Raw genomic sequence first — 16,127 nt, 5'->3', positions numbered from 1 at the left:
TCGGTTGAAACCACGCATGCGCCTGAAGCTGCTGACCAATCTCAATACCCTTTTGTTGGTGGCCGTGTGCCTGGCACTTGGGGCGACGCTGTGGTGGTCGCAACGAGCACTGGAGCGCCCGTACCTGTTGATGGAGCGCTATCTGGGGCTGTCCCAGGCCTTCGAGAACCAGGTCGCACGCAATATCGACGACTACCTGGCCAGCGGCGATGCCCTGCGCTTGAGCAGCGCCGGCCAGAGCCTGGAAAGCCTGCTGCAGCAGCTCGATTCATTGCCGCCCGAGTTGGCGCAGAACCTGCGACCCAGCCTCACGGAGCTAGACACCTTCAGCAAAACCGACCTGCTCGCCGCCGGCAAACTGGCCGGCGACCCGCAAGCGCTGTTATTGCAGGCCGAACGCGAGCTGGGGGCGAACCTGGAGCAACTGAGCCAGTACGCCAGCGCCGTCAATGCCCCGGACGCGGCGCGCTATCTGCCGCCACTGCTGGCCGCCTCGCAACACCTGGGCAAGCTGTCCCTGGCCCGGGACAAACTGGTGAGCAGCGGTCGCGCCGAATTGGCCGATGATGTCGAGCGTGAAATCGCCAACATTCGTACCCAGGCCGACCTGTTGGCCCAGCTGCCTTTGCTGGGGGTGAAGGCCAGCGCCGACTCCAGCAGCGACGATTTTTCCGCGTTGATGGGCCTGGAAAACGCTGAAAAAACCGAAGCCCAGGACACCGGCGTCGACCTCAAGCGTGAACTCAACAGCCTGTTGACTCGCTACCCCGCCGAACTCAAGCGCACCCGCGAACAGATCCAGCAACGCACCGACCTCGCCGCCGCCACACACATCAAGATCACCCGCGTGCGACAAGCCATCGCCGGCCTGGAGCCGGTGGTGCGCGCGCAGCACGCCAACATCCAGGGCGAAGTGCGCCTGATGCAGGGGCTGATGATTGGCCTGATCCTGCTGATCGCACTGTTGATCGATACCCTGCAACGCCGCCTGGCGCGGGTGCTGACCCACCTCGCCCCGGCGCTGTCCACCTGGGCCGAAGGCAACTTCAGCCAGCCGATCGCCTTGGGCAGGACCAACCGCGAACTGCGCGACATCGAAGCCTCGCTGAATCGCCTGCGCGCTTATCTGGTGGACCTCGTCGGCACGATCCGCGGCAATGCCGAAGAAGTCGCCGGCAGCAGCCGCACCCTGGCCGAACTGAGCAGCGGTTTGCACGACGGCGCCGAACGCCAGGCCGGGGACACCGCGCAGATTCGTGACTCCCTGGGCGAACTGGAGGCGACCATCCAGCAAGTGGCGGGTGATGCCAGCCAGGCTGCAGGCGCGAGTCGCAGTGCCGGTGTCGCCGTGGAACAAGGTCAGCGGGTAATCGGCTTGAGCCTGGCCGGGTTGCATGCCCTGGTGGGTGAAGTGCAGCAAAATGCGCAGATGATCGAGAAACTCGCCGCAGAGTCCGCGACCATCGGCGGCGTACTCACGGTGATCCGCTCGATCGCCGACCAGACCAACCTGCTGGCGCTCAACGCCGCGATCGAAGCGGCCCGCGCCGGTGAGGCCGGACGCGGTTTTGCGGTGGTCGCCGATGAAGTGCGCTCCCTGGCCCAGCGTACCGCCGGCGCCACCGCCGAAATCCAGGGCTTGATCGCCGGCCTGCAAACCGCCGCCCACCAATCGGTACAAGGCATGCGTGCCCAGGTCGAACACGCCGAAGCCACCGCCGAGCAAGCCCAGGCCGCCGATGGCGCACTGGACGAAATCGTCGGGGCGATCCAGACCATCTCCGCGACCGCCGTACGCATCGCTGACGTGACAGCACAGCAAAGCGGGGCCGTGAGTGAGATTCGCGACAACAGCGAAAGAATTCACCAACTGGGTGAAGACAACCTGCGGCGTATCGGCCAGGGACGCAGCCAGGGCGAGCATCTGCTGGTGCTGGGTGGGCAGCTCAATACGGCTGTGCAGGCATTCCGGGTCTGACCCGATCCCGCGCCCTATGAAGATCAAATGTGGGAGGGGGCTTGCTCCCGATCGCGGTGGGTCAGTCGAAGCATTTATAACTGACACACCGCGATCGGGAGCAAGCCCCCTCCCACAGTGGATCCCCATTGAATTCATAACAGTGTTGCCAATGACCAGATCCTGAGCCTCAGTCACAAATTTCGCGCAATCCTCGCTAATCGTGCTGGCTACTGCATAGAACTGGACAGTCACAAAGGCTTTGCGGCATAGTCGCCGGGTTCTGCCGTACCCCACCAATAACAAGGAACAGCCGATGGCGACCTTACTGGTTCTTCACGGACCCAACCTGAACCTGCTCGGCACCCGTGAACCGGGCGTCTACGGGGCAGTGACCCTGGATCAGATCAACCTCGATCTGGAACAGCGGGCCCGTGTCGCCGGCCACCATTTGCTCTACCTGCAAAGCAATGCCGAGTATGAATTGATTGATCGCATCCATGCCGCGCGTGGCGAAGGCGTGGATTTCATTCTGATCAATCCCGCCGCTTTTACGCACACAAGCGTTGCATTACGTGACGCGCTGCTGGCGGTGAGCATCCCATTCATCGAAGTGCATTTATCGAACGTGCACAAACGCGAAGCTTTCCGCCATCACTCTTACTTCTCCGATGTAGCGGTAGGAGTGATCTGCGGCCTTGGCGCCAGCGGTTACCGACTGGCCCTGGAGGCCGCCCTGGAACACGTTGAAGAACAGGCTAAACGCCCCTGACCGACCCTTGGGAGTTGATGATTCATGGATATCCGTAAAGTTAAGAAACTGATCGAACTGCTGGAAGAATCCGGTATCGACGAGCTGGAAATCAAGGAAGGCGAAGAGTCCGTACGGATCAGCCGTCACAGCAAGACCCCGGCTCAACAGTTCTACGCGCCACAGATGCAAGCGCCGGCTCCGGCCGCTGCCGCACCTGCAGCCGCTCCAGCCGCCGCCGCGCCTGCGGCGCCAGCAGCCCCTGCGCTGAACGGTTTCGTGGTCAAGTCGCCAATGGTCGGTACTTTCTACCGCACCCCGGCACCGACCTCGCCAGCCTTCGTTGAAGTGGGCAAGACCGTGAAAGTGGGCGACACCATCTGCATCGTTGAAGCGATGAAGATGATGAACCACATCACGGCTGAAAAAGCCGGCGTCATCGAATCCATCCTGGTAGAAAACGGTCAGCCGGTTGAGTACGACCAGCCGCTGTTCACCATCGTTTGAACCGCGGAGCGCCTTCGATGTTGAAACCTGCGAAGAAACTGCAAAAAGTCCTGATCGCCAACCGCGGCGAGATCGCGCTGCGTATCCTGCGCGCCTGTAAGGAAGAGGGCATCAAGACCGTCGCTGTTTACTCGACGGCCGATACCGAATTGATGCACGTGAAACTGGCGGACGAGAGCATCTGCATCGGCCCGCCCCTGGCGACCAACTCGTACCTGAAAGTCTCGAACATCATCGCTGCCGCCGAAGTGACCGGCGCCGATGGCATTCACCCAGGCTACGGCTTCCTCGCGGAAAACGCCGATTTCGCCGAACAGGTGGAAAAATCCGGGTTTGCCTTCATCGGCCCGAAAGCCGAAACCATTCGCCTGATGGGCGACAAGGTCTCGGCCAAGGACGCCATGATCGCGGCCGGCGTGCCTACCGTTCCCGGCTCCGACGGCCCGCTGCCGGAAGACGAGGAAACCGCTCTGCGCATCGGTCGTGAAGTCGGCTACCCGGTGATCATCAAGGCCGCCGGTGGCGGTGGTGGTCGCGGCATGCGCGTGGTGCACAAGGAAGAAGAACTGATCGAAGCCGCCAAGCAGACCCGCTCCGAAGCGGCTGCCTGGTTCGGCAACCCGATGGTCTACCTGGAGAAGTACCTGACCAACCCACGTCACGTGGAAGTGCAGGTACTGTCCGACGGCCAGGGCCATGCGATCCACCTGGGCGACCGCGATTGCTCGCTGCAGCGTCGTCACCAGAAGGTATTGGAAGAAGCCCCGGCACCCGGCCTGGACGAGAAAGCCCGCCAGGAAGTCCTGGCGCGCTGCGTCAAGGCGTGCATCGACATCAACTACCGTGGCGCCGGTACTTTCGAGTTCCTCTACGAGAACGGCCGTTTCTACTTCATCGAGATGAACACTCGCGTGCAGGTAGAGCACCCGGTGTCGGAGATGGTCACCGGTATCGATATCGTCAAGGAGATGCTCAGCATCGCCGCCGGCAACGTGCTGTCCTTCACCCAGGAAGACGTGAAGATCCACGGCCACTCCCTGGAGTGCCGGATCAACGCCGAAGACCCGCAAACCTTTATGCCGAGCCCAGGCCTGGTCAAGCATTTCCACGCGCCCGGCGGCAACGGCGTACGTGTGGATTCGCACCTGTACAGCGGCTACAAGGTTCCGTCCAACTACGACTCGCTGATCGGCAAGCTGATCACCTGGGGCGCGACTCGCGATGAGGCCATGGCCCGCATGCGCAACGCCCTGGACGAAATCGTGGTCGACGGCATCAAGACCAACATCCCGCTGCATCGGGACCTGGTGCGTGATGAAGGCTTCTGCGAAGGTGGTGTGAACATTCACTACCTGGAACACAAGCTGGCCAACCAGTAAGTGCTCCACCCAACATAGCCGCCTTCGGGCGGCTTTGTTGTTTCTGGCAGCCACACACCAACCACCTGTGGGAGGGGGCTTGACTGATCGTTCCCACGCTCGGCGTGGGAACGCATCTTGTGACGCTCCGCGTCACGGACGCGGAGCGTCCAGAGCAGCATTCCCACGCCGAGCGTGGGAACGATCGTCAGTAATGTCGTCTTCTGCTGTTCGCTCGCGTAAACTTGCGCGCTTTCGCAGCCCCATCCCGCTGCACACTCATTTTTTCAAAGGTGCCCGCCATGCCTTGGCTGCAAGTCCGTCTCGCCATCAGCCCAGAACAAGCCGAAACCTACGAAGACGCTTTCCTCGAAGTCGGCGCTGTGTCGGTGACCTTCATGGACGCTGAAGACCAGCCGATCTTCGAACCGGAACTCAACACCACCCCGCTGTGGTCCCACACCCACTTGCTGGCCCTGTTCGAAGACGGCACCGAGGCCGCCAGCGTACTGGCCCATCTGGAGTTGCTCACCGGCGCCCCGCTGCCGGAGCATCACAGCGAAGTGATCGAAGACCAGGATTGGGAACGCAGTTGGATGGACAATTTCCAGCCCATGCGTTTCGGCCAGCGCCTATGGATCGTACCCAGCTGGCACGCCGCCCCCGAGCCGGAGGCGGTCAACCTGCTGCTGGACCCCGGCCTGGCGTTCGGCACCGGCACTCACCCCACCACCGCGCTGTGCCTGGAATGGCTGGACGGCCAAGACCTGACCGACTGCAACGTGCTCGACTTCGGCTGCGGCTCGGGGATCCTGGCCATCGCCGCGCTGCTGCTGGGCGCCGAGCAGGCCGTGGGCACCGATATCGACGTGCAGGCCCTGGAAGCTTCCCGCGATAACGCCGGGCGCAACCACATTCCTGAAGGCAAATTCCCACTCTATCTGCCTGAGGACCTGCCCCAGGTACAGGCCGATGTGCTGGTCGCCAACATCCTCGCCGGGCCGTTGGTGTCGCTGGCGCCGCAGTTGTCGAACCTGGTCAAGCCAGGCGGGCGCCTGGCACTGTCGGGCATTCTCGCCGAGCAAGGTGAAGAGGTCGCCGCCGCCTACGCCAGGGATTTCGAGCTGGACCCCATCGCCAACCGTGACGGCTGGGTACGCATCAGCGGTCGTCGGCGCTAGAATGAGCGCTTGTCTGAATCGGATGGCCGCATGAGCGACAGTTTCGTCACCCAGTGCCCGCATTGCCAAGCACGCTTTCGCGTCAACCACGCTCAATTGAGCGTGGCCCGTGGCGTGGTGCGCTGCGGCTCCTGCCTGCAGGTGTTCAACGCTGCGCGCCAGTTGCTGGAGCAGCGAGCCTCGGTGCCGGCAGCGCAACCTGAACAGTTCGGCGCTGATGAACCCACGTCTGAGCCGCCGCGCGCAATCAGCCAGAAACAGTGGACAGCCCAAGAGCTGGACCTGGACAACCTGGACCTGGACGAGGAACTGGCCAAGCTCGAGCGCCGCGAAATTCAGCACACCCAGCCCGTCGGCGCGGACCGCCGCCAGCCCGGTGCCGAGCGTCGGCACAAGGAAGATGCCCTCAGCGCCAGCCGCAATACAGTCAAGGCCGAGGAAGAAAAGTGGGCCGCCAGCCTGTTCAGCGAGCCGCCGCAAGAGCGCGCCCTGCCCGCCGAAGCCGAGCCGGAGCCGGAGCCGAGCGAGCGCACCGAGCCGTCCCTGTCGTTTCACCGCGACGATCTCGACGACGACGAACCGCCGCTGCGCTCGAATCCGGACGACGATCCCGATCCACCCTTCACGCCTCTGACGCCAGCGGCGCAAGCCACCGACGACCGCCCCCACGCCCGGCGCAAGCGGGCGCGTGCCGAGGCCAATGTCGACGAGGTGTTCCAGGACCTGGAAGACGACCCGCTGCACCTGTATGCGCAGAAGCGTCCGTCAGGCCTGGGCCGCCGCCTGACCTGGATCGTGCTGGTACTGCTCGCCGCCGCAGGCCTGGCAGGCCAGTACATCGCCTACCAATTCGACGAACTGGCCCGCCAGGACGCCTACCGTCCGTGGTTCCAGCAACTGTGCCCGAAATTGGGCTGCACTGTGCCATCACGGGTCGACATCGCCCACATCAAGAGCAGCAACCTGGTGGTGCGCAGCCATCCGGAGTTCGCTGGGGCGCTGGTGGTGGATGCGATCATCTACAACCGCGCGACCTTCTCCCAGCCCTTTCCGCAGCTGGAGCTGCGCTTTGCCGACTTGAACGGCGGCCTGATCGCCAGTCGGCGCTTCAAGCCCGCCGAGTACCTCAGCGGCGAGTTGGCCGGGGTCAGTGAAATGCCGTCGCAGACACCGATCCACATCTCCTTGGACATCCTTGACCCCGGCAGCAAAGCGGTGAACTACAGCCTGAGCTTCCATTCGCCCGAGTGAAGCTGCGCCAGCACCGAGGTTTGACGGCGGTTTATTGACTGCGCCGACGTCAACCAAACCACTGGCGATAAAAAAATAACTGTTCAGATTTTATCCAATTCAGCCTTTATCCAGTCATCGAGAGCGGGTATCATGCCAACCCTTTTTCGAACTCTAATGATCCGGCCCCACAACAGGGAAGTCCTATGTCGGCGGTACGCATCGGCCCATATACATTGCACAACGGCTTGATCCTCGCCCCGATGGCGGGCGTCACGGACCAGCCCTTTCGTCAGCTCTGCAAACGTTTGGGCGCGGGTCTAGTAGTCTCTGAAATGGTCACCAGCGACATGAGTTTGTGGAACACCCGCAAGTCGCGGATGCGCATGATCCACGAAGGTGATCCCGAGCCACGCTCGGTGCAGATCGCCGGGGGGGATGCGCAGATGCTGGCGGATGCGGCCCGGGCCAATGTGGAGCTGGGCGCGCAGATCATCGATATCAACATGGGCTGCCCGGCCAAGAAGGTCTGCAACAAGGCCGCAGGCTCCGCCCTGCTGAAAGATGAGCAGTTGGTTGCCGAGATCCTGCAGGCCGTTGTCGCCGCAGTCGATGTGCCGGTGACCCTGAAGATTCGCACCGGCTGGGACCGGGACAACAAGAATGGCCTGACGGTGGCGAAGATCGCCGAACAGGCAGGTATTGCAGCGCTGGCGGTGCATGGCCGCACCCGCGCCGACCTTTACACCGGGGAAGCCGAGTACGACACCATCGCCGCAATCAAGCAGGCGGTGTCGATGCCGGTGTTTGCCAATGGCGATATCGATTCAGCCGAGAAAGCCCGGCGCGTTCTGCACGCAACCGGTGCCGACGGCGTGTTGATCGGCCGGGCCGCCCAGGGGCGGCCATGGATTTTCCGTGAGATCGAGCATTACCTGCGTACCGGCGACGTATTGCCGGCACCGGGACTGACCGAGGTGGAACGTATTCTGCTAGAGCATCTGGCCGCCCTGCACACCTTCTATGGGGATGTGATGGGCGTACGCATTGCTCGCAAGCATGTCGGCTGGTACCTCGCCACCTTGCCGGGCGCCAGGGAATTTCGCGCTCAGTTCAACCGTTTGGATGAAACGCAGGCACAGGTCGCCACCGTTCGTGAGTTCTTCGCCGAACGTGACAAGAGCCTGGGAACAGGGGATGGAGAAGGGGTGGCCGCATGACGATGATGACCGAGACTTTAGTGAGTGGAACAGCACCCGTGAGCGACAACGTCAATTTGAAACAGCACCTCAACACGCCGAGCGAAGAAGGCCAGACCCTTCGCGGGAGTGTCGAGAAGGCGCTGCACAATTATTTCGCCCACCTCGAGGGCGCTTCCGTCACGGACGTGTACAACCTGGTGCTCTCCGAAGTCGAGGCGCCCCTGCTCGAAAGCGTGATGAACTACGTCAAGGGCAACCAGACCAAAGCCAGTGAGCTGCTGGGCCTCAACCGGGGCACGTTGCGCAAAAAGCTCAAGCAATACGATTTGCTGTAAGCATTCAATCAAACCAGAAAGGCGCCCGCGTAAAAACGGTCGCCTTTTTTGCTGACTCCTTTGCTTTTGATGGAAATTGAGATGACCGACCAGACTACCCGCCTGCCGATCCGCCGCGCCTTGATCAGTGTTTCCGACAAGACCGGGATCCTCGAATTCGCCCGGGAGCTGGAAGCCCTTGGCGTGGAAATCCTCTCCACGGGCGGGACCTTCAAACTGCTGCAGGACAACGGCGTGGCCGCAGTAGAAGTCGCGGACTACACCGGTTTCGCGGAAATGATGGACGGTCGGGTCAAGACCCTGCACCCGAAAATCCACGGCGGCATCCTTGGCCGCCGCGGTATCGACGACGCCATCATGAACGAGCACGGCATCAAGCCGATCGACCTGGTGGCGGTTAACCTCTACCCGTTCGAAGCTACCATCAACAAGCCAGGCTGCGACCTGCCGACCGCCATCGAAAACATCGATATCGGCGGCCCGACCATGGTTCGCTCGGCCGCCAAGAACCACAAAGACGTGGCCATCGTGGTCAACGCCAGCGACTACACCCAAGTGCTCGACAGCCTCAAAGCCGGTGGCCTGACCTACGCCCAGCGGTTTGACCTGATGCTCAAGGCGTTCGAACACACCGCCGCCTACGACGGCATGATCGCCAACTACATGGGCACCGTGAACCAGGCCGCCGATGTCCTGAGCACCGAAGGCCGCAGCCAGTTCCCACGCACCTTCAACAGCCAGTTCATCAAGGCCCAGGAAATGCGCTACGGCGAGAACCCGCACCAGAGCGCGGCGTTCTACGTTGAGGCCAAGCCGGCCGAAGTGGGCATCGCCACCGCCACCCAGCTGCAAGGCAAAGAACTGTCCTACAACAACGTGGCCGACACCGACGCCGCGCTGGAATGCGTGAAAAGCTTCGTCAAACCGGCCTGCGTGATCGTCAAGCACGCCAACCCGTGCGGCGTGGCCGTGAGCCCGGACGCTGAAGGCGGGATCCGCCAGGCGTACGAACTGGCCTACGCCACCGACACCGAATCGGCATTCGGCGGCATCATTGCCTTCAACCGTGAACTGGATGCCGAGACGGCCAAGGCCATCGTCGAGCGTCAGTTCGTCGAAGTGATCATCGCCCCGTCCGTCAGTGAAGAAGCCCGCGCCATCGTCGCCGCCAAGGCCAACGTGCGCCTGCTGGCCTGCGGCGAATGGTCGGCTGAACGCGCCGCAGCCTGGGACTACAAGCGCGTCAATGGCGGCTTGCTGGTGCAGAGCCGCGACATCGGCATGATCGGCAGCCAAGACCTTAAGGTCGTGACCAAACGCGCGCCGACCGAGCAGGAGATCAACGACCTGATCTTCGCCTGGAAAGTCGCCAAGTACGTTAAGTCCAACGCCATCGTCTACGCCAAGAACCGCCAGACCATCGGTGTCGGCGCCGGCCAGATGAGCCGCGTGAACTCAGCACGTATCGCTGCGATCAAGGCCGAACACGCCGGCTTGCAGGTAGCCGGCTCGGTTATGGCTTCCGATGCGTTCTTCCCGTTCCGTGATGGTCTGGACAATGCCGCGAAAGCCGGCGTGACCGCCGTGATCCAGCCGGGCGGTTCGATGCGCGATGCTGAAGTCATCGCTGCTGCCGACGAAGCTGGCATCGCCATGGTCTTCACCGGCATGCGCCACTTCCGCCACTGATCGATCGTTCCCACGCTCCGCGTGGGAATGCCTCTTGTGGCGCTCTGCGTCACGCTTTGGGACGCGGAGCGTCCCGTGTTGCATTCCCACACAGAGCGTGGGAACGATCATGCTAACGAGGTTTTTGAAATGAATGTTTTGATCATTGGCAGCGGTGGCCGTGAACACGCCCTGGCCTGGAAAGTTGCCCAGGACCCACGCGTCCAGAAAGTTTTCGTCGCACCGGGTAATGCCGGTACCGCCATTGAAGCCAAGTGCGAGAACGTCGCTATCGACGTGCTGGCGCTTGAGCAGTTGGCAGATTTCGCCGAGAAAAACGTCTCCCTGACCATCGTCGGCCCGGAAGTGCCGCTGGTGGCCGGCGTCGTCGACCTGTTCCGCAGCCGTGGCCTGGATTGCTTCGGGCCGACCGCCGGCGCCGCTCAATTGGAAGGTTCGAAAGCTTTCACCAAGGATTTCCTGGCGCGCCACAAGATCCCGACTGCCGACTACCAGAACTTCACCGAGATCGAGCCGGCCCTGGCTTACCTGCGTGAAAAAGGCGCGCCGATCGTGATCAAGGCCGACGGCCTCGCTGCGGGTAAAGGCGTGATCGTCGCCATGACCCTGCAGGAAGCCGAGGATGCCGTGCGCGACATGCTCGCCGGCAACGCCTTTGGTGACGCCGGTTCGCGCGTGGTAATCGAAGAATTCCTCGACGGCGAAGAAGCCAGCTTCATCGTGATGGTCGACGGCAAGAACGTACTGCCAATGGCCACCAGCCAGGACCACAAGCGCGTCGGCAACGGCGACAGCGGCCCGAACACCGGCGGCATGGGGGCTTACTCCCCGGCGCCGGTGGTCACCGCCGACGTGCACCAGCGCGTCATGGACCTGGTGATCTGGCCGACCGTGCGCGGCATGGCCGACGAAGGCAACGTCTACACCGGCTTCCTCTACGCCGGCCTGATGATCGACAAAGCCGGTAACCCGAAAGTCATCGAGTTCAACTGCCGCTTTGGCGACCCGGAAACCCAGCCGGTGATGCTGCGCCTGCAGTCGAGCCTGGTGCTGCTGGTGGAAGCCGCGCTGGCCCAGGCCCTGGACAAGGTCGAAGCCCAGTGGGACCCACGTCCGAGCGTCGGTATCGTGCTGGCGGCCGGTGGCTACCCTGCCGATTACGCCAAGGGCGATGTGATCGAGGGCCTGGAGGCGGCAGCAGCGCTGGAAGGCAAGGTATTTCATGCTGGCACCGCGCTGAAGGACGGCAAGGTCGTCACCGCCGGTGGCCGCGTGCTGTGCGCCACCGCGATGGGCGCCAGTGTCGACGCCGCGCAGCAACAGGCGTACAAACTGGCCGCGAAAATCGACTGGAAAGGCTGCTTCTATCGCACCGACATCGGTTACCGCGCCATTGCCCGTGAACGTGGCGAGAGCAACTGAGTAGCTATCCGTTCGGGTAGGTAAGGGCCTCTGGCCCTTGCCGTACTCATGCCCCCGCGCATAGTTAACCCGTGCATTCACCTACGAAGGGACTTCGCCTTGCGCTGGCTCAGGATCGCCTTAGCTTTTACAGTCAGCCTGCTGACCTTGCTCTGCCTGGCCCCGGCTCAAGCCGCTGCGCAAGGCAGTGGTTGGGCAGTATTGCTTGATGAACAGGCCGACCTGCAACTGAGCGATATCCGCTCCGCCCGCTACACCAATCAATTCAGCCCCATCGAACTGGACCGGATTACCGCCGCGCAGCCGGACGGTGCGTTGTGGGTACGCTTCAAGCTGCAACCCGGCAAGCATGAACAAGTGCTGCGGGTGTTCGCGCCGGACCTGTCGCACCTGAGCCTGTATGTGCTGGATGGCGATACCCTGGTGGAACAACAAACCACCGGCACGCGCCAGCCCCAGGCCGAGCGCCCGCTGCCGAGCAGTGACTTCATGCTCCCGATGCCGCAGAGCCAGCGCCCGCTCGAGGTGTACCTGCGCCTGGTGTCGGAGCACGAGCTACGCCCTTACATCACGCTGGAACCCGCCGTACTGGCCGCCGCCAACCAGAACCAGACGCTGCTCTATGGCCTGTTGTTCGGCGTGCTGCTGATGCTGATCCTGCATAACCTCACACGCTTCGCCTACCACCGCTCGCGCAGCAGCCTGTGGCTGGCGGCCTGCGAAGTGCTGTTGATGCTCAGCCTGGCGCTGTTGCTCAACGTGGTGGGGCCGTGGCTGCCGAATTGGCATGCGATCCAGACCCCAGGCGCCTACCTCGCGCTGCTGCTGACCGCGCCGTGCGGGCTGATGTTTGCCTACCGTTTCTTCATGCCCCTGGGCCCACACCCGCTGAACAAACTGTTGATGGCCGACATCTTGTTGATCGTGCTGTGCGGCCTGTTGCTGTTGTTCGTCAACACCTTGCCGTTGAACATCATCACCTACGCCCTGGTCGCGCTGGCCGGCCTGAGCATGCTGTTTGTCTCGGCCTATCACTGGCAAAGAGGCTATCGCCCGGCGCGCCTGTTCGTGGCCGGCATGGTGGTGTTCAACATCGGCACGCTGATCATTCTGCCCGCCCTGCTCGGCCTCACGCTGGTGGCACCGCAAGGCCTGATCGTGACCCTGCTCACGTTTATCTGCCTCAGCGGCCTGTTGATGAGCCTGGCCCTCGGCGAGCGCCAGCGCGCCATTGTCGAAACCCGCTTCAGCCTCAGCCGCGACCTGGCCGCCAGCAACGCCGAAATTGCCGCCAAGGCCGAATTCCTGGCGAAGATCAGCCACGAAATCCGCACCCCCATGAACGGCGTGCTGGGCATGACTGAGTTGCTGCTGGGCACGCCGTTGTCGGTGAAACAACGCGACTATGTGCAGACTATCCACAGCGCCGGTAACGAGTTGCTCACGCTGATCAACGAAATCCTCGACATCTCCAAGCTCGAGTCGGGACAGATCGAACTCGATGATGTGCAGTTCGACCTCAACGCGCTGATCGACGACTGCCTGAGCATCTTCCGCGCCAAGGCCGAGCAGCAGAATGTCGAGCTGATCAGCTTCATCCAGCCCCAGGTGCCGCGCGTGATCAGCGGTGATCCGACACGCCTGCGCCAGGCGTTGTTGAGCCTGCTGGAAAACGCCCTGCACAAAACCGACGAGGGCGAAGTGCTGATCGTCGTGGCCCTCGACGAACGCAGCACCGTGCCGCGCCTGCGCATTGCGGTACAAGACAGCGGCGTACCGATGGAAGCCGCCGAACGCGACGCCCTGCTGCACAGTGAACTGCACAGCAAGAACTTCCTCTCGGCGACACGCTTGAGTGGCCATCTGGGCCTGGTTATCGCGCGTCAGTTGATCCTGTTGATGAACGGCGAGTTCGGTATCAAGAGCGGCAGTCACCAAGGCAGCACGCTGTGGCTGACCCTGCCGCTGGACCCGGAACGCCTCGAGCACCCGACCTCCGATCTCGACGGCCCGCTCAAGGACGCACGAGTACTGGTGGTGGACGACAACGACACCTGCCGCAAGGTGCTGTTGCAGCAATGCTCGGCCTGGGGCCTGAACGTCAGCGCCGTGGCTTCCGGCAAGGAGGCCCTGGCCCTGTTGCGTACCAAGGCGCACCTGCGCGATTACTTCGACGTGGTGCTCCTGGACCAGAACATGCCCGGCATGACCGGCATGCAACTGGCGGCGAAGATCAAGGAAGACCCGAGCCTGAACCACGATATCCTGCTGATCATGCTCACGGGCATCAGCAACGCGCCGAGCAAGATCATCGCGCGCAACTGCGGGATCAAACGCATCCTGGCCAAACCGGTGGCCGGCTATACGCTCAAGACCACCCTGGCCGACGAACTGGCCCAACGCAGCAAAGGCTTGACCCACCCTCGCCCCGCTCCAGCCGCCCCGGCAGTGATTACGGTGCCCAGCGACTTCCGCATCCTGGTGGCCGAAGACAACAGCATCTCCACCAAAGTGATACGTGGCATGCTCGGCAAGCTCAACCTCAACCCGGACACCGCCAGCAACGGCGAAGAAGCGTTGGAGGCGATGAAAGCCCAGCGCTATGACCTGGTGTTGATGGACTGTGAAATGCCGATCCTCGATGGTTTCTCCGCCACCCAGCAACTGCGCGCGTGGGAAGTCAGCCACCAACGCGTACGCACGCCGGTGGTGGCGCTGACCGCGCACATTCTTTCGGAACACAAGGAACGTGCGCGCCAGGCCGGGATGGATGGGCATATGGCCAAGCCGGTGGAGCTGTCGCAGTTGCGTGAACTGGTGGAATTCTGGGTGGCGCAGCGCCAACAGCGACCAGAGCACGCCCCCTCCTGACTGATCGTTCCCACGCTCCGCGTGGAAACGTCGCCGGGGACGCTCTGCGTCTTGCTCCTGGCGTGACGCGGAGCGTCACCGGATGCATTCCCACGCGGAGCGTGGGAACGATCAGCGCGTGGGAACGATCAGCCCCCTCCCACATTTGATCTCTGGCGCCTGATAGACTCCTCCACACTTCCACCACCCGCGAGCCGCCCCTCATGCTCCATGTGTTGTTCAGCGTTTACCTGAAGATGCTGGTGCTCTATAGCCCGTTCTTTGTGCTGTCCTGCTTTATCAGCCTGACCCGTGGTTATTCCAGCAAGGAGCGGCGGCGCCTGGCGTGGAAAGTCGCGTTGGCGACGCTGGTATCGAGCGTGCTGCTGTACCTGTTCGGTCGGGTGATTTTCAGTGTGTTCGGTATTACCGTGGATGCCTTTCGCATCGGTGCCGGCAGCGTGCTGTTTATCTCTGCCCTGGGCATGGCTCAGGGCAAGTCGGCGGTGCAGACCGATAATGTGCAGCAGGACGTGACCATCGTACCGCTGACCATCCCGCTGACGGTCGGCCCCGGCACCATCGGCGCGCTGCTGGTGATGGGCGTGAGCCAGCCCCATTGGGACGACAAGCTCACCGCCATCCTCAGCATCGCCCTGGCCAGCCTTACCGTGGGCGTGGTGCTGTACCTGTCCAATCGGATCGAACGCATTCTCGGCGACCAGGGCTTGCAGATTGTCAGCCGGTTGATGGGGTTGTTCGCGTGTGCCCTGGCCGCGCAAATTATCTTTACCGGGGTGCGCGGTTATCTGGTGACCTAGATCCGGTATTTGGCAATGGCCGACTGCACCTTGTCGCCCGCGCTGTCACGCATCAGTTGAAGGGTCTTCTCGTTGACCACCGAGGTATTCAGCACCAGGCAGGTCTGCCCGCTGAAGGCCTCGAACGATGAGCTGTCCCATTCAAGGAACGGCAAACCCACCTGTTTACTCACGCCACGGCTGCTGTAGGTCACCAGCACCATCATCACTTCGCCATTGGTTTGCGCGCAGGACGCCACGCCAAAGTCACCGCCCTGGTGCACGCTGCTGTTGCGCTTGAACAAATCGAACGACGCCGGCTGTTGCTTCAAGGCTTCCAGCGCATCCGCAGCCAGTTTCGGCAGCAGGCTGAGCAGCGGCCCCGACAACGACATCGAAGCGAGCACCGCGCCGATGATATTCAGTGCTGCCAGTTGCACCGTCAGCCCCTCGCCGACGCGTGAAACTCGCTCAAAACTGCTACGCAACGGCAACCAGCCGAGGCTGACCATGACCTTGATAAATTCGTCGTACCAGGCCTCGGTGCCCCGATGAACCTTTAATACATCGCTCACATAACTGCTGGCCAACAGGTAGCTTTTGCGGATGTACTCGCGGTTAAGCCCGGACAACCCCTCGGCAAAGGAAATCACGCCGTTGTTGACCACCGCCGCATTGCAGTCATCTTCGGTGTCCAGCGGTAAAGCCGCGTGCGTGCCTGGCGCACCCGGCAATTTGTAGGCGGCAATCAACTTGCGCCTTTTGGTACTGTTGATCCTTCTGTGATGTCGCTCCATTTCCAATTCTCCACGTACACCCCGACTCGGGGCTTGTAACCACACTAG

13 protein-coding genes are annotated in these 16,127 nt (G+C 62.4%); 12 read left to right on the top strand and 1 reads right to left on the bottom strand.

The window, feature by feature from the left end:
* The first annotated feature begins 16 nt into the window (after positions 1-16).
* The 12 genes from C4J90_RS03160 to C4J90_RS03100 all read left to right on the top strand — a co-directional run bounded on the left by C4J90_RS03160 (position 17) and on the right by C4J90_RS03100 (position 15,303).
* Entirely contained in the window at positions 17-1,978 is a 1,962-nt protein-coding gene (locus C4J90_RS03160; protein ID WP_124419202.1) for a methyl-accepting chemotaxis protein, read from the top strand.
* A gap of 295 nt (positions 1,979-2,273) precedes the next feature.
* Complete coding sequence (gene aroQ / locus C4J90_RS03155) at positions 2,274-2,729, top strand: type II 3-dehydroquinate dehydratase (RefSeq protein WP_065951442.1); 456 nt, start codon at positions 2,274-2,276, stop codon at positions 2,727-2,729.
* A gap of 24 nt (positions 2,730-2,753) precedes the next feature.
* Positions 2,754-3,215, top strand: a complete 462-nt coding sequence (gene accB / locus C4J90_RS03150; RefSeq protein WP_012721998.1) for an acetyl-CoA carboxylase biotin carboxyl carrier protein — start codon at positions 2,754-2,756, stop codon at positions 3,213-3,215.
* 17 nt (positions 3,216-3,232) lie between these two features.
* Positions 3,233-4,594 carry an acetyl-CoA carboxylase biotin carboxylase subunit gene (accC, locus tag C4J90_RS03145; RefSeq protein WP_124361096.1) on the top strand — a complete coding sequence of 454 codons (1,362 nt, stop codon included), beginning with the start codon at positions 3,233-3,235 and terminating at the stop codon, positions 4,592-4,594.
* Positions 4,595-4,875: 281 nt separating this feature from the next.
* Positions 4,876-5,754: a 50S ribosomal protein L11 methyltransferase gene (prmA, locus tag C4J90_RS03140; RefSeq protein WP_124419201.1), complete on the top strand. Its 879-nt coding sequence runs from the start codon at positions 4,876-4,878 to the stop codon at positions 5,752-5,754.
* Between the two features lie 30 nt (positions 5,755-5,784).
* Positions 5,785-7,005 carry a DUF3426 domain-containing protein gene (locus C4J90_RS03135; RefSeq protein WP_124419200.1) on the top strand — a complete coding sequence of 407 codons (1,221 nt, stop codon included), beginning with the start codon at positions 5,785-5,787 and terminating at the stop codon, positions 7,003-7,005.
* 185 nt (positions 7,006-7,190) lie between these two features.
* Positions 7,191-8,204: a tRNA dihydrouridine synthase DusB gene (dusB, locus tag C4J90_RS03125; RefSeq protein ID WP_124413731.1), complete on the top strand. Its 1,014-nt coding sequence runs from the start codon at positions 7,191-7,193 to the stop codon at positions 8,202-8,204.
* Positions 8,201-8,521 (top strand): DNA-binding transcriptional regulator Fis, encoded by a 321-nt coding sequence (fis, locus tag C4J90_RS03120; RefSeq protein WP_003221275.1) that lies wholly within the window; start codon positions 8,201-8,203, stop codon positions 8,519-8,521. Before dusB ends, fis begins: the two co-directional genes overlap by 4 nt.
* Positions 8,522-8,602: 81 nt before the next feature.
* Positions 8,603-10,210 (top strand): bifunctional phosphoribosylaminoimidazolecarboxamide formyltransferase/IMP cyclohydrolase, encoded by a 1,608-nt coding sequence (gene purH / locus C4J90_RS03115; protein ID WP_124419199.1) that lies wholly within the window; start codon positions 8,603-8,605, stop codon positions 10,208-10,210.
* Between the two features lie 129 nt (positions 10,211-10,339).
* On the top strand, positions 10,340-11,632 hold the full coding sequence (gene purD, locus C4J90_RS03110; RefSeq protein WP_124419198.1) for a phosphoribosylamine--glycine ligase: 1,293 nt from the start codon (positions 10,340-10,342) through the stop codon (positions 11,630-11,632).
* 99 nt (positions 11,633-11,731) lie between these two features.
* Entirely contained in the window at positions 11,732-14,503 is a 2,772-nt protein-coding gene (locus C4J90_RS03105) for a hybrid sensor histidine kinase/response regulator (protein ID WP_124413729.1), read from the top strand.
* Positions 14,504-14,706: 203 nt separating this feature from the next.
* Positions 14,707-15,303, top strand: a complete 597-nt coding sequence (locus tag C4J90_RS03100; protein WP_124419197.1) for a MarC family protein — start codon at positions 14,707-14,709, stop codon at positions 15,301-15,303.
* Here C4J90_RS03100 and C4J90_RS03095 read toward each other — a convergent pair.
* Positions 15,300-16,079, bottom strand: coding sequence for a hypothetical protein (locus C4J90_RS03095; protein ID WP_124413728.1), 780 nt, complete (start codon positions 16,077-16,079; stop codon positions 15,300-15,302). The two genes, C4J90_RS03100 and C4J90_RS03095, sit on opposite strands and share 4 nt — an antisense overlap.
* Positions 16,080-16,127: the final 48 nt, after the last annotated feature.

This window comes from Pseudomonas sp. R2-60-08W, from assembly GCF_003852335.1.
GTDB lineage: Bacteria > Pseudomonadota > Gammaproteobacteria > Pseudomonadales > Pseudomonadaceae > Aquipseudomonas.
This window is presented reverse-complemented; position numbering and strand designations above follow the sequence as displayed.

Excerpts from the sequence above, each read along its gene's own strand:
- C4J90_RS03160 (WP_124419202.1), top strand. The coding sequence starts at position 17 with ATGCGCCTGAAGCTGCTGACCAATCTCAATACCCTTTTGTTGGTGGCC.
- aroQ (WP_065951442.1), top strand. The coding sequence starts at position 2,274 with ATGGCGACCTTACTGGTTCTTCACGGACCCAACCTGAACCTGCTCGGC.
- accB (WP_012721998.1), top strand. The coding sequence starts at position 2,754 with ATGGATATCCGTAAAGTTAAGAAACTGATCGAACTGCTGGAAGAATCC.
- accC (WP_124361096.1), top strand. The coding sequence starts at position 3,233 with ATGTTGAAACCTGCGAAGAAACTGCAAAAAGTCCTGATCGCCAACCGC.
- prmA (WP_124419201.1), top strand. The coding sequence starts at position 4,876 with ATGCCTTGGCTGCAAGTCCGTCTCGCCATCAGCCCAGAACAAGCCGAA.
- C4J90_RS03135 (WP_124419200.1), top strand. The coding sequence starts at position 5,785 with ATGAGCGACAGTTTCGTCACCCAGTGCCCGCATTGCCAAGCACGCTTT.
- dusB (WP_124413731.1), top strand. The coding sequence starts at position 7,191 with ATGTCGGCGGTACGCATCGGCCCATATACATTGCACAACGGCTTGATC.
- fis (WP_003221275.1), top strand. The coding sequence starts at position 8,201 with ATGACGATGATGACCGAGACTTTAGTGAGTGGAACAGCACCCGTGAGC.
- purH (WP_124419199.1), top strand. The coding sequence starts at position 8,603 with ATGACCGACCAGACTACCCGCCTGCCGATCCGCCGCGCCTTGATCAGT.
- purD (WP_124419198.1), top strand. The coding sequence starts at position 10,340 with ATGAATGTTTTGATCATTGGCAGCGGTGGCCGTGAACACGCCCTGGCC.
- C4J90_RS03100 (WP_124419197.1), top strand. The coding sequence starts at position 14,707 with ATGCTCCATGTGTTGTTCAGCGTTTACCTGAAGATGCTGGTGCTCTAT.
- C4J90_RS03095 (WP_124413728.1), bottom strand. The coding sequence starts at position 16,079 with ATGGAGCGACATCACAGAAGGATCAACAGTACCAAAAGGCGCAAGTTG.